This window comes from Streptomyces sp. NBC_00691, from assembly GCF_036226665.1.
Classification (GTDB): Bacteria; Actinomycetota; Actinomycetes; order Streptomycetales; family Streptomycetaceae; genus Streptomyces.
In genome coordinates, this window is record NZ_CP109007.1 from 6,144,966 (window position 1) to 6,160,466 (window position 15,501).

Here is a 15,501-nt window from a genome sequence, read left to right on the forward strand (position 1 = left end):
TCCTCGAAGTTCCGAACTCTGACGACCAGCGCAGGAGCCATAGACGTGCAGGATCAGCCGCGCGCCACCGACCCGGTGGAACGTCTCGACCCGGTAGTCCTGCACCACATCGTCAACACGCTCGGATGGCCGGACCTGCGCCCCCTGCAGAAGGCGGCCGTGCACCCGCTGATGGACGGCGAGGACGCGATCCTGCTCGCCCCGACCGCCGGTGGAAAGACGGAGGCGGCCACCTTCCCGATGCTGTCCGCGATGCGGGAGAAGCACTGGACCGGCACCTCCGTCCTCTACCTGGCCCCCCTCAAGGCACTCCTGAACAACCTGGTGCACCGGGTCGACAGCTACGCCCAATGGCTGGGCCGTCGAGCCGCGCTCTGGCACGGCGACACCCCCGAGTCCGTACGCCGCCGCATCCGCACCGAGTCCCCCGACTTCCTGCTGACGACGCCCGAGTCCCTCGAGGCGATGCTCATCAGCGTCAAGACTGACCACATGCACATGCTGAGCCGAGTACGCGCCGTCGTCGTCGACGAGGTGCACGCCTTCGCAGGGGACGACCGTGGTTGGCACCTGCTCGCCGTACTCGAACGACTGGAGCGACTGGCCGGCCAACGGATCCAGCGCATCGGCCTCTCCGCCACCGTCGGCAACCCCGACACTCTGCTCACCTGGCTCCAGGGCGCCAGCCCCGCCGACCGCCCCGGCCGAGTCGTCGCACCCGGAGTGACCCTGCCGGGCAGCGGGACCTCAGCAGCCGACGCCGAAGATCTCCCGCGTCCCGCAGGAGAGGTGGAACTCGACTACGTCGGATCCCTCGCCAACGCTGCCAAAGTAATTGCCGCCCTGCACAAGGGCGAAAAACGGCTCGTCTTCTGCGACTCCCGCAGGCAGGTTGAAGAGCTCGGCGCGGCACTACGAGCCCGAGACGTCACCGTGTTCCTCTCTCACGCCTCCCTCTCCACCGACGAACGTGCCCGCTCGGAGCAGGCATTCGCCGAAGCACGCGACTGCGTCATCGTCTCCACCTCAACCCTCGAACTCGGCATCGACGTCGGCGACCTCGACCGCGTCATCCAGATCGACTCACCCAGCACGGTGGCCTCCTTCCTGCAACGCATCGGCCGTACGGGACGCCGCAGCGGCACCTCCCGCAACTGTCTGTTCCTCGCCACCCGGCCCGACGCCTTCCTCCAAGCCGCCGGCCTGCTCACCCTGTGGTCCCGAGGTTGGGTCGAACCCGTCACCCCGCCTCCCTCACCCCGTCACCTCGTCGCACAGCAAATCCTCGCTGTCACCCTGCAGGAACACCGTCTCGGCGACCGCCTGTGGCCCGAGCAATGGAACGGTCTGGCTCCCTTCGACCGCTCCGCCGCACCCCTCGTGTCCCACCTCGTCGAAGGCGGCTTCCTCGACAGCGACGGAGGCATGCTGTTCATCGGCACCGAAGCAGAGAAGCACTTCGGCCGACGTCACTTCATGGAGCTGACCGCTTCCTTCACAGCACCGCCCGAGTTCACCGTGCTAGCCGGACGCAAGGAGATCGGGACCACCGACCCCACCGTCCTCACAGAGGAACGCCCAGGCCCGCGACGCCTACTCCTGGCCGGCCGCAGCTGGCAGGTCACCTTCATCGACTGGGCTCGACGTCGCGCCTTCGTCGAACCCGTCGAAGACGGAGGCATCGCCAAATGGCAGGGAAGCGAAGCCCGCGGCCTCTCCTACGCCCTCACCCGCGCCATGCGCGACGTCCTCCTCGGCACAGACCCCGACGTCCGCCTCACCCGCCGCGCGACTGCCACGCTTGCCGAACTCCGCATGGACCGAGCACCCCACGAAGTACACCCGGCGGGCACCCTCCTGGTCCGCAATGCCGATGCCACCCGCTGGTGGACCTGGGCCGGCTACCGCGCCAACGCAACGCTCGCAGCCTCCCTCGGCAACCTCGCCGACCCCGTTCAGCGTCCCACCGACACTCATGTCCGTCTTCGCCAGGACCTCGCCCCTGACGACTGGAAGATCGTTCGCGCTGAACTCCCCGACTCCCTCACCCTGCCCAGCGTCGACCCGCGCGCCGTCCGCGGCCTCAAATTCTCCGTCGCCCTCCCGCCCCGACTTGCCAGCACCACCCTCGCCGAGCGCCTTGTTGACCTCGACAGCGCCCTGGCCGCCGCCCGCGAGCCCGTGCGACTGGAATGGGGCGGCTGAGACCAAGATCCAGGCCAGCGGCGCACGTGCGGGATACGAACCGCCTCAACGGTCGACGCGCCTCCATAAAGGGGCTGATCCGCGGCGCGGGAGCCCACGGGGCCTGTTACGCATGTCCAGTACCCGACCATCGGCCAGAGTGCCGGTCAGACTCTGTGCCCGGGCGGCGCGAGTAGGCGCGAACACTGGCGTCCCTGGCGAAGGCTCACCTTCTAGGTGCTTCCGCTGATCGCGACAGGCGCCGGCCGGCAGGAGGTCGCCCACGCATTCGAATGCGACCAGCTCGATCCGAGCCATGTCTCCCATGCCCGGGTTCTGGCGCTCGTGTTCTGCCATGGCGCGCATCATCGCGGCGGGATCCGACGGGTCATCAAGCAGAATGAGGTCGTTGACCCCAGGACACCAGGCGGAGGGAATGCTCAGGTAGCCGAGGTAACGATCGCATCGGTATGAGTACGCACGATCCCCTGGGCGGTACGGAAGTGTCACACCGATGATCGCCGTGGGCGGCAGGCGGCGGTAGGAGGCGAACGGTTCCTCTTCGGGTCCCTTCCTTCCTTCCTTCCGTCGTGTTGCAGGCGGAGCACAGCAGTCCCCGCACAAGCCCAGTGGCGTGGTCATGGTCCACCACGCACCCAGTGGCGGATCTCCCGCACATCGCACATCGGTCACGCTGCCACGAGATCAGCTTCCCCAGCGACGGCGATTTCGGGTCCAGATCTGTCGGTGACTTCCAGCGGTGGCATGCCGGTTCGGGGTTCAGGAACACAGCGTCATACATACCTAACGTTTATCAGTCATCACTGACAGTGGGTTCCATCCCTCTCGTTGCCGCCAATCACCACGGTGCGCCCCAGAACTGGGCTCGGAATGCGTGATTTGTCCCGCGGTGCGATGTTCCTGTGCGCGTCCCGGCATAGCGGCGTACGTGGCGGCAGTCGTTCGGCCTCGAGGCGGGCGGGTCATGCTGACGCCCCGCTCAGAGCTGGGTGTGCGATGGTGTCAGATGGTTGCCGGGGCTAGGTCGTCGCGCAGGGCATCGGGTGTGAGAGGCGGTCCTCCAAGAGGCTTCTCCGCCACCCTCTTGAGCGAACTCGGCACCCGTACGGTCGGCGAACGACCAGGACATGATTCCCCAGAAGCTCGGTGCCCCGCTTCATCCCGTCGATACGATCTTCCCACCCAACCTGGCCGTCCTGGAGGAGCAGACGTGACGCAGCAGAACACGGCGGAGCGACCTGGCATCGCCGCGGCCATCGTCGTCCACGAGGGGCGGGTGCTCATGGTGCGTCGCCGGGTCAGCGAGGGACAGCTCTCCTGGCAGTTCCCGGCCGGTGAGGTCGAGCCTGGCGAGGCGCGCGAAGACGCCGCCGTGCGGGAGACCCACGAGGAGACCGGCCTGGACGTGGCCGCCATGAAGCTGCTCGGCGAGCGTGTCCACCCGAAGACGGGCCGGCTGATGTCGTACACCGCTTGTGAGGTGTTGGGCGGCACTGCCCACGTCGCGGACACCGAGGAGCTGGCCGAGCTCGCTTGGGTCGCCCATGGGGAGATCCCGCAGTATGTGCCGTACGGACTGTTCGGGCCAGTGCAGGACTACCTCGACGCAGCACTGACTGGCTGAGTGCTCCCGCCTTCGGCCGTTGCTGTGGGCCACGCTGTCAGGAGGAGCAGAGATCGGCCACGAGACGCGCGGATGCCTTCCAGGTCGGTTCCTGGCTGGCTGGTCTGCCTTACCTCGGCAGTGCCGGGCCCGCGACCGATACTCTGCCGCCGGATGAACGGGGAGGCCCATGATTGAGGACGAGCCCTTCGGCGAGTGGGCTGAGCGGTGGCTTAGACGCCGGGCCCAGCGCGTGGGTGAGATGGACGCGGTTCCTCTCACCCGGGGCCCGAGGCGTGCCGCCCACGTCAACCCGGACAAGCCGAGGGTGATCGTGAGATGGGACGGCTACCAGTGGCAGCCCGTCACGATCACGGACGACTACGCGGCGGCGCAGCGTCACCTGAACCCTTCTCCGCAGACCGATCCTGCTCCTCCTGTCGAGACTCCGATGCCGAAGCCGGCTGGTCGCCACCGGAAGCCACCCGCCGGCTCAGGCTGAAACCCAGAGGGTGAGGACGAGCATCAATCATCCAGCCGAGGCGATCGTGCCGGAGCAGAAGATGCTCTCCACTCTTACCTCCAGTTGTGTACGGGGCTGACCGTCTCGTCAGCTCGTCCCCAGGAACTCTCGTGCTCCGCGCAGCCGGGCGTTCAGCCGCTGTTGAGTGGCGCAGCTGTCGAGACGCACGTCGAGGGCGCCGGGCAGGTGGCTGTCCGCCCGACGGCCAGCAGGCAGCAGTGCGGGGTCTATCCCGTCGCGTCGGGCGATGAGCACGCCCATGGCGTAGCGGCTGAGGGCATCCGCGCCGGCCACGTGGAAGATGCCAGCGGCGTTGGACTCCACGAGCTCCCAGAGGGCGGCTGCCAGGTCAGCGACGTACACAGGGCAGCGCACGTCATCGGTGAAGAGCGCACCCTTCCGTGTCCCGGCTGCCAGCGCGTGCACCATGCGTTCGTGTTCGGACTGTCCGTGTCCGATGATCAGTGAGGTGCGGACGACCGCCGCATCCGGGCAGAGGAGCCGGACAGCCGTTTCGGCGGCAGCCTTCGCGGCCCCATAGGGTGTGAGTGGGTCCGGGGTGCAGTACTCGTCGTATTGGGCGCGGCCGATGCCGGAAAACACTGCGTCGCTCGAGACGTGCACCAGGCCGATGCCCAGCTTCGCGGTGGCCATGGCGACATGGATTGAGCCGTCCGCGGTGACTGTCCAGTCGGACTCGCCGCTCGTCACATCGAGCACCGTCTGTGGGGCCACCGTGTTCAGCAGTGCCTCGATGCGTACAGGGTCGCGGATGTCGAGCTGGTGCCAGGTAGTGACAGCAGGGTCGCCGGGGCGTGAGTGAAATGTCGCGGCCGTGCTCCGGCCCTTCAGGTGGGCCTGACGTAGCAGCTCCGTCCCTAAGAACCCGCTGCCGCCGATGATCAAAGCAGTCATGCCGTAACACGCTAGGGCACGCCTGCTGTGGTCTGAGGGTTAATCGAGACCCCGGTACGAGACCAGCGAGACCAGGCTGGTTCGGCGCGAGCATCTCTCCAGAGAACGGAGCATCGGCCGTTCGCTCAGTTGGGTGCGGGCTGGGCGCGCTGCCGCAAGGTCTTGGTACGTTCTTGCGTATGACGCTGCGTTCGGTGGATCTGCGCAAGGTTCCCGTGGAAACCGTTCTGGATCGTGTGGAGCAGGCGCTGGGGGTATGCCTGGACCAAGGGACCGTGGTGCGCAAGCGCCGCTCTGTGGGCGCGCGCACGGACCGTGGTACGTGGGTGCGGATTGAGCGGCGGGGGCTCGATCGGATTGGGGTCCAGGGCGGGGACGGCACCGCATCCGCGGAGGCTCTGCGCGGGATCGCCAAGCCGGCCTGGATCGCCGGCCTTGCGTGGCGAGATGCGGTGGAGCCGGTGATGTGGCGGGCGGACGAGACGGAGCTGCTGCCAGGTACACCAGCGGGCAGCGCTGTGGTGGCGGAGGCCCCGAAGTTGTCCGATGAGTGGTGGGCGTCTCTGAGTGCTTCGCTGGACGCTCTTGCCTCGCAGCACACGAATCGGATTGCGACACCGGATACTGAGACCCTCACGCAGGAACTGGTCGGGGAAACGATCCACAACGTCTTCCCTGATGTCGATGCGACGGTGACCGACTGGCGGCCGGCTCATGCGGATCTCAACTGGGCGAATGTGACGGCGCCGGTGTTCTGCGTGTTCGACTGGGAAGACTGGGGCATGGCCCCGCGTGGTCTGGATGCGGCGAATCTTTGGGGGGCCTCGCTGGCAGTCCCCGCCCTGGCCGAACGCGTCCGCCGCGCGCGGCGTGACGATCTGGAAAGCCGGGACGGCAAGCTGATGACGCTGTTCGTCGCCGCGAAGATCCTCGGCCCCTACGCCGATCCGGACGACTCCCGGCTGGGGGCCGCCCGGGAGACGGCGGAGCGAGTGGTGAAGGAACTTCAGACGGCCTGACGGCGGTCCTGAAGGAGTCGCTTGTACTCCGAAATCACCTGGTCGTTGACCTCGTAGGCCAGTGCGGCGACCAGTTCCCGCAGGTGGTCGACGTTGTTCGTGCCGACCGCGATCGCGTCGACTTGGGGTAGGCCGTAGGCGGAGCGGAACGCCGCCTGGATCCGTGTGGCCGAAGTAGAGTCCCGAAGGAAAATCCGTGGGTCGAACTTCTCCCACACTGCCTCGGTCGTGCTACCGCCGAAAGGGCTCATTCCCCACACCTGCGATGGACGCCACCGCGTCACCAGGTCCTCGGCTGCTTCGAGGATGTCGACGCCGACCAGTAGCCCTGTCCGGACCATGAGGACGTCAGGACGGGGCGCATCGAGGTCCACGAGTGGGCGTGGGTCCCAGGTCGATATGCCCCATCCCCTGCATAGTCCCGCCCTCGTGGCGTCGGTCAAGACCGCGCACGCGCGCGTGAGCGTCTCGGCGTCCGGGCGGGAGTGCTCAGGGTTGTGGAGGAGTACGGTGTCCGGCACCCGGCCCAGGTCTTTTGCGGCCCGCTGGACTGCGGCGTGCAGCCGGGCAGGGTCGAGGGAGTGCTCCCCGGGGAAATATCCGACCTTGGTGGAGACGGAGAACCTCGGCAAGAGGTCGCCAGCCAGCGCGTTCAGCACCTCATGTGAGCGATGTCCGAAGTAGTTCGAGGCGGTGTCCAGGCGAGCTACGCCCAGTTCGGCGGCTTCTTCGAGTACGTCACGGGCGTGACCAGACCGGTATAGCCCGAGGATGACATCTCCGTCAGTGGTTCGCACAGCCCCTCCGCGATGAGCAGTTCGGCCAGGGCCAGGGTGTCCTCGGCGGCGCCGTCGAGGTAGACCGGGTGACCCGACAGGAGTGCACGTAGGCCCGGCTCCGCGCGCTCGTGGAAGGTCAGCCGCTTTCCCCCACCGAAGACTTGGACCGTGTCGCCGGAGCGGACGAGGGAGGGGGCGAACTCGGTGGCGGCGGCAACCCCCTCCGGCCGACCGAAGGCGGCCACATAGGGCAGATGGCGTGCGGGTGGGGTGCTGGAGCGGAGTTCGTCCAGGTACCGCTCGGGGCTGTAGGCGGCGGCCAGAGTGCTGAGCTTGTCCGCCAGCGCCTTGTGGGCGGTTCCTTCGGTGCCCTCCAGGTCGCGGCGGAACGTCTCATCCGCGCGGGCGGCGTCAGACAGGAAGTTGGCCCACGTGACGCCGCTCCGTTTGGTGAACCCGAACGTCACGTGCAACGAGTGGCCGTCGCTGCCGGAGCCGAGTCGGGTGGCGGTGTGCCAGAAGCCGCGAGGGATGTGCATGACGTCGCCGGCCCGCATCGTGCCCTTCCACAGCACTTCCTCGGAGGGCGTGCGGTTGCGTTCGGCGTCGCGGTACATCGGTGCCGGCCGGGACGGGCCGCGTACCTCCCACGATTTCTCGCCGGAGAGTTGCACGGCGATGACCTCGTGGTCATCCCAGTGAAGGTGGAATCCGTCGGTGTCGCCGACCGCGAGGTAGGCGTTAGCGGAGGTCAGTTCGCCCGACCACCAGCCGAGGGCCCGGCAGGCGACTTCCAGTGTCGGGTCGAAGAAGTCCACGTGGTCCAAGACCACGGTGCCGTTGTCGTTGAGGATCCGCCCGAGGGCCGCCATGTCGGCCTGACTCACAGCCTGCCTTCGCCGGTTGACGTTGGTGGACAGGAACGTGGACGGGTGTATTTCATCGCCCTCGGCATAGCAACGCAGCTGCGGATTGGCCAGGTGGCGGCGCTTGATCAGGTCCAGCAGCTTGTGCGGCGTCAACAGCCGAGCGGGCAGCTCCGGGTCCGTGAGACGGCCGCGCGCGAACGCGGCCCCTACGGAACCCGGCCCGTCCCAGCCGAGAGCCTTCTCGATGTGAGTGACGAGCCGGTGCTCCAAGGGTTCCCCCTACGCTTTCGGGAGGTTCAGGTCGCGGTTCTCGCCGTCATCGCCCGCGCTGTTCTGCGAGCTGGTGATGTCTGACCGCTCGGCCTCACTGCGGTCATGCGCGGTCGCCAGTTCCTCCACGGCGATCAGAAGCGCGGGGCTGGTCCCTGCTCCCTGCGTGGACGCCCTGTCTGCCATCTACGCTCTCCCCTCAGTCGCTACCGCCCTGATTCGGGCGAAGGTTTGAGTTAACCCGCGTCCAGCAGAAGGGAGTAGAGCTAGATTCGGACATATGTGCGGGCGTGCGTCTTGTTCATCAGCGACACCGCACCTGTGTCCGAGGAGGGGGTGGCAGCCCTTCGGGCTTCGCGAAGTTCAGGAGGGTGTCGAAACGCCGATGAGACGCGCCGACACTCCGCGCAGCCGATGTGGTTGGTGGTAGCGCATCTTCAGCGGCGATAAGCGCGCGGCTGAGCGGCAGTGGGCGGGAGCCGACGAGCGGGCATCTCACTGGGGATCGTGGCGGCTGTGGGGGCAGGAACGAGAGCCGTGGCGGTGGCGACCAACTCGGCCAGGAGGTCCTGGCTGGCGCCGGCGGAGAGCCGTATCGTCCACGCGGCATGGTCGAGGATGTCCCCGCCGTACAGAACCCAGCAGTCGGCCATTACGTGCGGGGCGTGCTCGACCGTGATCGCGTGACCCGCAGACGTCCAGGTGGTGCGTGCGGGGTGGCTGGTGGGATGCCACCTGGCGGCTTGGAGGATCTCGTGCGGTTCCCCCAACGGCACGTGGGCCGGGGCATCGAGGTGGTGCAGGATCGCGTGGATCAGAGGGACAGGGGCGCTGGCGGTGATGGTCGTGTGCCAGAGGCGCTCGCCGACCGGGCCGTTGTATTCGGCGATCGTCCAGGCGACGTCGGTGCGGTGACGGGCCTCGTGATCGAACTCGGCCCGGGCGACGAGGGATTCGTGGACGGCGATCGTCGTATCGTCGAACGGCCGATACCTCTCCCACTGCGGGAGGCCGTCGAAGAGGGCCTGGAGGAATGCTTCGTGCTCGCCAGGTCCCGCGGTAGGTGGCTCGGCTGTGGGGGCCACGGTCCTCCGGTGATCGGCCTCTTTGGCTCCCGTAAGGACTTGGCGGACGGTGCGTTCGAGGTCGGTCAGCGGGGCGGGGCCGGGGCGGACGGCGATGGAGTACAGCCGGTGGAACTCGGCGATGGCCTCCGTCTCGCTCTCGAACGTGGAGGTGACCTGCCGGACATGGTTCTCGCCATGGAGGTGGACGTGGCGCCGGACGCCGGTGGTGTAGCTGGCGACGGCGACGGTGTTCTGTCCGTCGTCGGCGTGCAAGTGGACGACGAGGCGGCCGTCGGCGATGTCGTCGTGGATGCGCTGGGCTTCAGCGCTCACCTCGCGGACTACCTCCGTCGTGCACCAGGGGAAGGGGTAGTTGCTCGATTCCCACTCGGTGTTGATCTCGTCCTGGAGGCCGGGTGTGATGTCCACGGTGAAGCCGTATCGCTTCAGCTGTTCGGCCGCGGTGTTGGCGTAGTGGGGCTCGTCGCGATCGATGCGGGCGAGCGCCATGGTGGTGGGGCTGGTGCTGCGCCAGCCGAAGTCGTGGAGGTGGGAGCGTGCGGCGTCGGCCGTGGGGCCGCTGGTCGTGGCGATGACGCCGGGGTGGTGGTCGGGGTGGAGGGCGAATTGGATGTGGGCGTAGGCAGGGGCGGGAGGCATCGGGGTCCTTCGGCTAGGGGACTCGCCCGGCGGTGGGTTGCCGGGCGGGGGGAGGGACTGGGGCGCGCTGGGTGGTGAGGGGACCGCGCGGACCGGCTCGTGGACTGGTGGATTCAGCGGATGAAAGGGGAGCCGGTAGCGGTCGAGTGGCGTTCTGCCAGCGGCTGCGGACGGCGTGCAGGTCGGCGAGTGCGCGGCGGCTGCCGGTGACGAGCTGGTGCACGGTATTGGCCGGGTCTGCGATGTAGGCGGTGATCTGCCGGGCCGCGAGCAGGGCTCGGGCGAGCAGGTTCCGTTCGAGCAGCCGCTCCCCCCAGTAGTCCGCGGAGCCGACGGGCTCCGACAGCAGGGCGATCACGGCAGCCGGGGCAATGCCGGTGGCCAGGAGGCCGCGCTGCTGGGCCTCCCACAGCATCGTGACCGGGTCCACGGGATCTCCGCGGTGGACCAGCGCGGTCACGGCCTGCCACAAGCCGGCGCGGACAGGGTCGAGGAAGTCGTCAGCGGTCAGCCAGCGCATCTCCCGGACCTGTTCCGGCCGGGACACGGCGCAGGCGAGCAACCACTGTTCGGCCTCCCGGTCTTCGTGCCCCTCGGTCAGCCGAGGGGTCGGCGGTAGAGGAGTGCGGGGCAGAGGGCGGGCGTGGGAGGGGAACCGTTCGGCCAGGTGATCGAGGTGCCGGGCGAGGGTGTCGGCGGCGGAGAGAGCGTGGCGGGGCCGGTCCGGCACGGTGGTGTCCGTGGCGGCCTGCGCGAGTTGCTCGGCGTGGAGGCCGATGGTGCGCCGGGCGTGCTCGGCGTGGATGACGACGGCGTACGCGGCCACGTGCTGGGGCTGGGGGCAGGCGGAGATGAGGGTGTGCATGTAGGAGGGGGTCAGGCCCGGCGCCTGCGGCCTGGCCTTGGCCAGGACCGCCGTGAGCCAGGCGAGCCCGGTGCTGCTGGTCATTTCCTCCGGCGTGGGGACCTCCCGCATCGCGGCGAAGACGGCGGCGTGGACGGGGCTGTCGAAGAACGAGGGGCTGAGGTCTTCCACGGTCGGTAGGAGCGCCGGCTGGAGGAGGACGGCGCCGAGCAGGGCCTGCTCGGCGTAGTGGAGCGGGGGGCGCTCGGTCGGTTCGTACAGATCCTCGGCATCGGTGTCGGGGGTGGGGTGCATCAGGCGGCCAGGGTGAAGTCGTCGGCGGTGAGCGTGCGGTCGAGGTGCGGGGCGAGGAGGTGGGCGGCGAGCCGGGGCGGGACGGCGTTGCCGATCTGGGAGAACCTGGCGCCCTTGGTGCCCTGCCAGGGGTAGTCGGCAGGGAAGGTCTGCAGGGTGCCAGCCTCGGCGGCGGTGATCCGGATCGGCGCCGGCGTCTCCTGGGCCTTGACGTTGTTCGGGTGGGCGACCCAGGTGCATTCGTTGGCCCTGTGCCCAAAGAACAGCGTGCCCGCGGGCTCTGACACCGGTCGGACGGTCGCGTTGGACTGGCTGTTGCTGCGCAGGGCCCAGGTCCAGTGGGTGGCCTTGCTGGTGCACGTCGGGGCCGGGCCGGAGGCTGGGCTGTTGCCGCGCGTTCCGTACCGGGCCGTCCAACCCGCGCCGCGGGTCTGGGGCTTGAGGACGATGTCTGAGGGCGCCGGGGGCTCCGTCCATGTCCCGCGGTCGCGCGCGTCGGCCAGTGTCTTGCGGGCGCCGGAGGGGAAGGGCTCGGGGCCGCCGCCGGGTCCACCACCGGCACAGACGGTCGGCACGGGGCGATCGGTGGCGCCCCAGCCGAGTGCCTCGGCCATGGACACCCACCGTTCGCGGCCGGGACCGAAGAGGGTCTCCGGCTCAGCGAAGCGGGCGTGCGTCGGCGGCGGGGGTTCGGCGGTTCGGACGCGCGAGGCGAGGAGGATCGCTCGCTTGCGCGTCTGCGGGACGCCGTAGTCAGCCGAGTTGAGGATTCCGGTCCAGGCGGAGAAGCCCCAGGACCGCAGGATCGCGGCGTACTGCTTCCACAGGGGGAGGACGTCGGGGACCTCCTCCATCGCCACCCAGTCCGGCTCGCCCGCCGAGGCGAGGGCGCGGAGGTAGCGCATCGGCTCGGCCGCCAGGAGGGAGCGCTGGTCCCGGCAGGCGCCGAGGAGCTTCTCGCGGGTGTCGCGGCCGGCGGCGAGATCGGTGACCGCCTGGTGCACGAGTGGCTGGTCGACCAGCCCCAGACGCTTCCCCGCCATGCTCCACGCCTGACACGGCGGGGAGGCGATGAAGCCGCGCGTGCGCCCGGCGAAGATCCCGGCCGGATACATCGCGACGTCCGTGCGGATTGTGAGCAGTCCGGCGGCGGCCCGCGTCTTGCACGCCCACTCGTCCCACTCCAGTCCGATGTCCCGGATCCCGAAGCGGCTCAGGGGGACGCTCCAACCGCCCGGGCCGGCGAACAGGTCGATCACGAGGTCGCGGCCCGTGATCACGCTGTCAGCCCGAAGTCGTCCTGGACCGGGTCGGCTTCGCCACGGCACGACCAGGGAGAGCAGCCGTTGACGACCCCGTCTTCCAGCGCGGAGGCGGCCTCGTCGCCCAGTGCCGCACGTTCCGCGGCGGTGACATGGTCGATCGGTGCCTGGTCGAGGGGGACGCGAGAACGGTGGAGGAAGGCTTCGCCGAGCAGCTGGTTCCCGGTGGCGTTGGCCCGTGCGTTTCCCTGGCGGATGGCGGCGTCGAATTCCACGACGTCTTCCCATTCGGCAGGGGAGGTGTCGCGTATGTGCCGCCACTGGGCATTTCCGTGGAATGGGCAGCCGAGGCAGCTGGACTTCGGGGTGTCGGCGAGGCCGAGAGAGGTGAGATAGCGGACGCAGTCCGAGCGGGACCAGTCCATCTCGATCAGCGGATGCAGGTTCCGCATGTACTGGACGTCGGCGTCCTTGGCGCGGTGGAATTCGTCGGTGGATATGCCGATCCACTGCTCGACGAATACACCCTTCGGTACGCGGGTCGGGTACGGGTAGCCGAGGAGCTTCCGGATCGTCTGCTTGATGGGCTTGACCTTGTATTCCCCGGTGCACTGGCGCCTGGTCATCCCAGGTCGGCCGTCCCTGTTCAGGATGTAGAGCGGCATCGAGGCGAAGCGGTGATCGGGATTAAGGGCGTCGTCGCGAATATTGCCCGAGGAAACGCGAAGGATCGGTATCCCGGCAGGGGTTGCTATCTCTTCTTCGAGGCGGTCGAGGTGGCGGTAGACGGATTCGGGTTCCCAGCCTGTGTCGGCGAATATCGCGTAGTCGACCTTGGGGATGACCCCTTCCGCGGAGAGCGCGAGGAGCGTACTGGACTGAACTCCGGCGCCGAGGGACAGAGCGCGGAACTGGGGGGTGGGGGAGGGCGAGCGAGAAATGGAAATTCCTTGGGCAAGGTGAAGGAGGGGCGCGATGTAGGGGCGCGAGCGGGGGAGAGTCGGTGCGGGGTGAGGAGCCAGGGAGGCGAGGAGGCGCAACTGGGCGCCGGAGGGGCCCTCGGCGGTCAGCGGGTGCGTGCCCGAACGGGCCGGACAGCCGTCGCGCGAGGACGCATGTCGGCAGGGGCCCTGCCGAGGCGCGATGCGAGGGCGAAGCATCCGGTGCCGGGTCAGGTGGAGGCGGACCGGCCGAGAGCCGGGTACGGGGCGGCGCGCTTCGCGCAGGACCCAGCCGCGAGATTCCAGGGACCGGACGGTGGCCACCGTGATCGAGATCCGGTTGTGTCGGGCTTCACTGGTCTCCAGGAAGAGGGGATGTGCGGACAGGGCTGGGCCGGTCAGGGGGAGTTCTTTACGCGGCCTGGTCGAAGTCGCCCTGGGTCGGCTGCTGTTTGGCGATGGCGCGGGCGGTGATGGCCTTCGATGCGCGGGCAGAGGCGGCTGCGAGTTCGTCGGAGCCGGGCTCGGCGTACCAGGGGCGGAGGGCCAGCATGGCGACCCTCATGCCGGTGGCCAGGCACAGGGCAGAGCCCTTGGGCAGTGCGCGGATCGCGTCGGCGGGCAGGATCCGTTCCTGCCGCATCGACACCGAGGTGGACTTCCCGGACTCGGAGGTCGAGGTGGATGTTGTCTCGACGTCGTGGTCGCCGACCATCCGGCTCAGCTTGTCGGCGAAGTCCGGATCATCGATGCCGGAACCGATGATCTTCACGGTGGCCGCGCTCCACATGGCGTCCATGCCCGCGTCGCCCCACACCTTCTGGCCCTGGCGGTAGGACTGCAGGATGGTGATCGGGATGATCCCGCGGCTGCCGAGGTGCGAGTACAGGTCGGGAAGATCGCTGATCTTGCAGACATTTGCGGCCTCGTCGAGGATCGCGAGCATCGGCGGGTCCAGTCGCCCGCCGGCGCGCTCGGCCTGGGCGGTCGCGGCCCGCATCACCGAGTCCGCGCACGCCGCGATCAGCGCGCTCGCGCCGCCTCCACCGTCCTTCGACAGCAGGAACAGGGAGTCGGTGGAGGTGACGAAGTCGGCGGGGCGGAACTCGGCGACGCTGCTCTGTGGGGTGACCCAGGCCGCGATGTCCTGGTTGAGCAGGGCGGCGGCGTACTGCCTCGCGGTCTCGTAGATCCCGTCACGGGTTTCCGGCGGGCCTTCCACGGTCCCCTTCAGCTGGGAAGCGACCGCGGTGAACTTGTGGTCTCGCAGGATGTCCAGCGGGGTACGGTCCGCCGGGAAGGCGAGCCATCCCATCACGTCCGTGATCGGCCGCTCGTCCAGGGCGGCAGCCAAGAAGAGCTGCGCCAGGATGTTGGATCCAGCCTTCGACCAGAAGTCGCCCTGCTGACTCGCGTCGACGCTCGCGGCGAGGAAGTGCCCGGCGAGCCGTCCCGCGCCGTCGAGAGTCTTGGCGTCGGCGAGCGGGTTCCACCACATCGTCCGCTCGGCGTGGGCGATCTGCTGAGGGTCCATCGACCACACCCGCCCGACCTGGCAGCGGGCGTCGAAGCACGCCGTATAGGCGTCGCCGGCCGCCTTGTTGGACGTGAGCAGGACAGGCCCAGGGGCGGCCAGGATTGACGGGATGGCCAGGCTGGTGGTCTTTCCGGAGCGCGGGGCCATGATCGCGACGGCCACATCCTCGAAGCCCATGCGGACCTCGTGGCGGGTCCCGGCGAGGTTGCCGACCAGGATGCCGGCGTCGCGGGGGGCGATGTGCTTGGCCTGTTTCAGGCTCGGACGCAGGGAGCGGGCCTTGGCCTCCACGGCCTTGGCGAGCAGGGGCTGGATGTCGCGGGCCGTCGCCATCCCGGCGACGGTCTTCTTCCTGCCGCCGCCGGCCCGGTTCTTGTACCGCATCCACATGAGGCCGGCTGCGACGGCGAGGAGCAGGGTCAGCAGGACGGGGATGACGCGGGTGGTCAGGAGCAGGGACGTTTCTCCGGCTGCTGGCCAGAGTTGTTCGGGGCGAAGGAGGGCGTCTCCCGGGCGGTAGGGAGCCCAAGGGCCGGTGCCTGCCGCCCGGGCGGCGATGTTGCTGCTCAGCCAGGCGATGGAGGCGGCGGGAAGGCCGACGGCGAGGGCGGCGAGGAGCACCTTCAGGGCTATGTCGTAGCCGTCGGAGCTGGAGGAGGGGGCGGATCGCAAGCGGAGGGTCCTTGTACGGT

At 68.8% G+C, this 15,501-nt stretch carries 14 protein-coding genes and 1 pseudogene; 5 read left to right on the plus strand and 10 right to left on the minus strand.

The genetic code is table 11. The annotated features are described in order from the left end of the window. Nucleotides 1–45 precede the first annotated feature (45 nt). Entirely contained in the window at nucleotides 46–2,205 is a 2,160-nt protein-coding gene (locus tag OG392_RS27690; protein ID WP_329283864.1) for a DEAD/DEAH box helicase, read from the plus strand. A 370-nt stretch (nucleotides 2,206–2,575) separates the two neighbouring features. Here OG392_RS27690 and OG392_RS27695 read toward each other — a convergent pair whose 3' ends face one another. Continuing rightward, nucleotides 2,576–2,986 (minus strand): endonuclease domain-containing protein, encoded by a 411-nt coding sequence (locus OG392_RS27695; RefSeq protein ID WP_329283865.1) that lies wholly within the window; start codon nucleotides 2,984–2,986, stop codon nucleotides 2,576–2,578. 353 nt (nucleotides 2,987–3,339) lie between these two features. Here OG392_RS27695 and OG392_RS37570 point away from each other — a divergent pair. From OG392_RS37570 to OG392_RS27705, 3 genes and pseudogenes are all read left to right on the plus strand, one after another. After that, nucleotides 3,340–3,419 (plus strand): annotated as a pseudogene (locus OG392_RS37570) (NUDIX hydrolase); the annotation flags it as partial. Further along, on the plus strand, nucleotides 3,416–3,829 hold the full coding sequence (locus OG392_RS27700) for an NUDIX hydrolase (RefSeq protein WP_329283866.1): 414 nt from the start codon (nucleotides 3,416–3,418) through the stop codon (nucleotides 3,827–3,829). The pseudogene OG392_RS37570 and the gene OG392_RS27700, both read left to right, overlap by 4 nt. Before the next feature lie 169 nt (nucleotides 3,830–3,998). Next, nucleotides 3,999–4,310 (plus strand): DUF6087 family protein, encoded by a 312-nt coding sequence (locus OG392_RS27705; RefSeq protein ID WP_329283867.1) that lies wholly within the window; start codon nucleotides 3,999–4,001, stop codon nucleotides 4,308–4,310. Nucleotides 4,311–4,418: 108 nt separating this feature from the next. On the opposite strand, the gene OG392_RS27710 is transcribed toward OG392_RS27705, so the two are convergent. Next, on the minus strand, nucleotides 4,419–5,246 hold the full coding sequence (locus OG392_RS27710) for an SDR family oxidoreductase (RefSeq protein ID WP_329283868.1): 828 nt from the start codon (nucleotides 5,244–5,246) through the stop codon (nucleotides 4,419–4,421). Between the two features lie 179 nt (nucleotides 5,247–5,425). On the opposite strand from OG392_RS27710, the gene OG392_RS27715 reads away from it, so the two are divergent. Then, complete coding sequence (locus tag OG392_RS27715) at nucleotides 5,426–6,265, plus strand: hypothetical protein (RefSeq protein ID WP_329283869.1); 840 nt, start codon at nucleotides 5,426–5,428, stop codon at nucleotides 6,263–6,265. On the opposite strand, the gene OG392_RS27720 is transcribed toward OG392_RS27715, so the two are convergent. The 8 genes from OG392_RS27720 to OG392_RS27755 form a co-directional block, all read right to left on the minus strand. After that, nucleotides 6,253–7,062, minus strand: coding sequence for an aldo/keto reductase (locus OG392_RS27720; protein ID WP_329283870.1), 810 nt, complete (start codon nucleotides 7,060–7,062; stop codon nucleotides 6,253–6,255). The genes OG392_RS27715 and OG392_RS27720 overlap by 13 nt on opposite strands. After that, the gene (locus OG392_RS27725; protein WP_329283871.1) at nucleotides 6,972–8,183 is read right to left on the minus strand and encodes a JmjC domain-containing protein; all 1,212 of its coding nucleotides are present in this window, start codon (nucleotides 8,181–8,183) and stop codon (nucleotides 6,972–6,974) included. Before OG392_RS27725 ends, OG392_RS27720 begins: the two co-directional genes overlap by 91 nt. 9 nt (nucleotides 8,184–8,192) lie before the next feature. Continuing rightward, nucleotides 8,193–8,369, minus strand: a complete 177-nt coding sequence (locus OG392_RS27730; RefSeq protein ID WP_329283872.1) for a hypothetical protein — start codon at nucleotides 8,367–8,369, stop codon at nucleotides 8,193–8,195. Nucleotides 8,370–8,620: 251 nt separating this feature from the next. Further along, nucleotides 8,621–9,910, minus strand: coding sequence for a DUF317 domain-containing protein (locus tag OG392_RS27735; protein ID WP_329283873.1), 1,290 nt, complete (start codon nucleotides 9,908–9,910; stop codon nucleotides 8,621–8,623). 13 nt (nucleotides 9,911–9,923) lie between these two features. Next, nucleotides 9,924–11,069, minus strand: coding sequence for a DnaB-like helicase N-terminal domain-containing protein (locus OG392_RS27740; RefSeq protein ID WP_329283874.1), 1,146 nt, complete (start codon nucleotides 11,067–11,069; stop codon nucleotides 9,924–9,926). After that, on the minus strand, nucleotides 11,069–12,349 hold the full coding sequence (locus OG392_RS27745) for a DNA cytosine methyltransferase (RefSeq protein WP_329283875.1): 1,281 nt from the start codon (nucleotides 12,347–12,349) through the stop codon (nucleotides 11,069–11,071). Before OG392_RS27745 ends, OG392_RS27740 begins: the two co-directional genes overlap by 1 nt. Next, the gene (locus OG392_RS27750) at nucleotides 12,346–13,233 is read right to left on the minus strand and encodes a hypothetical protein (RefSeq protein ID WP_329287490.1); all 888 of its coding nucleotides are present in this window, start codon (nucleotides 13,231–13,233) and stop codon (nucleotides 12,346–12,348) included. Before OG392_RS27750 ends, OG392_RS27745 begins: the two co-directional genes overlap by 4 nt. A gap of 451 nt (nucleotides 13,234–13,684) precedes the next feature. Further along, on the minus strand, nucleotides 13,685–15,481 hold the full coding sequence (locus tag OG392_RS27755; RefSeq protein ID WP_329283876.1) for a type IV secretory system conjugative DNA transfer family protein: 1,797 nt from the start codon (nucleotides 15,479–15,481) through the stop codon (nucleotides 13,685–13,687). Nucleotides 15,482–15,501: the final 20 nt, after the last annotated feature.

Coding starts and splice junctions, on each gene's coding strand:
- OG392_RS27695 (WP_329283865.1), bottom strand. CDS start 2,986: ATGTATGACGCTGTGTTCCTGAACCCCGAACCGGCATGCCACCGCTGG.
- OG392_RS27705 (WP_329283867.1), top strand. CDS start 3,999: ATGATTGAGGACGAGCCCTTCGGCGAGTGGGCTGAGCGGTGGCTTAGA.
- OG392_RS27710 (WP_329283868.1), bottom strand. CDS start 5,246: ATGACTGCTTTGATCATCGGCGGCAGCGGGTTCTTAGGGACGGAGCTG.
- OG392_RS27715 (WP_329283869.1), top strand. CDS start 5,426: ATGACGCTGCGTTCGGTGGATCTGCGCAAGGTTCCCGTGGAAACCGTT.
- OG392_RS27730 (WP_329283872.1), bottom strand. CDS start 8,369: ATGGCAGACAGGGCGTCCACGCAGGGAGCAGGGACCAGCCCCGCGCTT.
- OG392_RS27735 (WP_329283873.1), bottom strand. CDS start 9,910: ATGCCTCCCGCCCCTGCCTACGCCCACATCCAATTCGCCCTCCACCCC.
- OG392_RS27740 (WP_329283874.1), bottom strand. CDS start 11,069: ATGCACCCCACCCCCGACACCGATGCCGAGGATCTGTACGAACCGACC.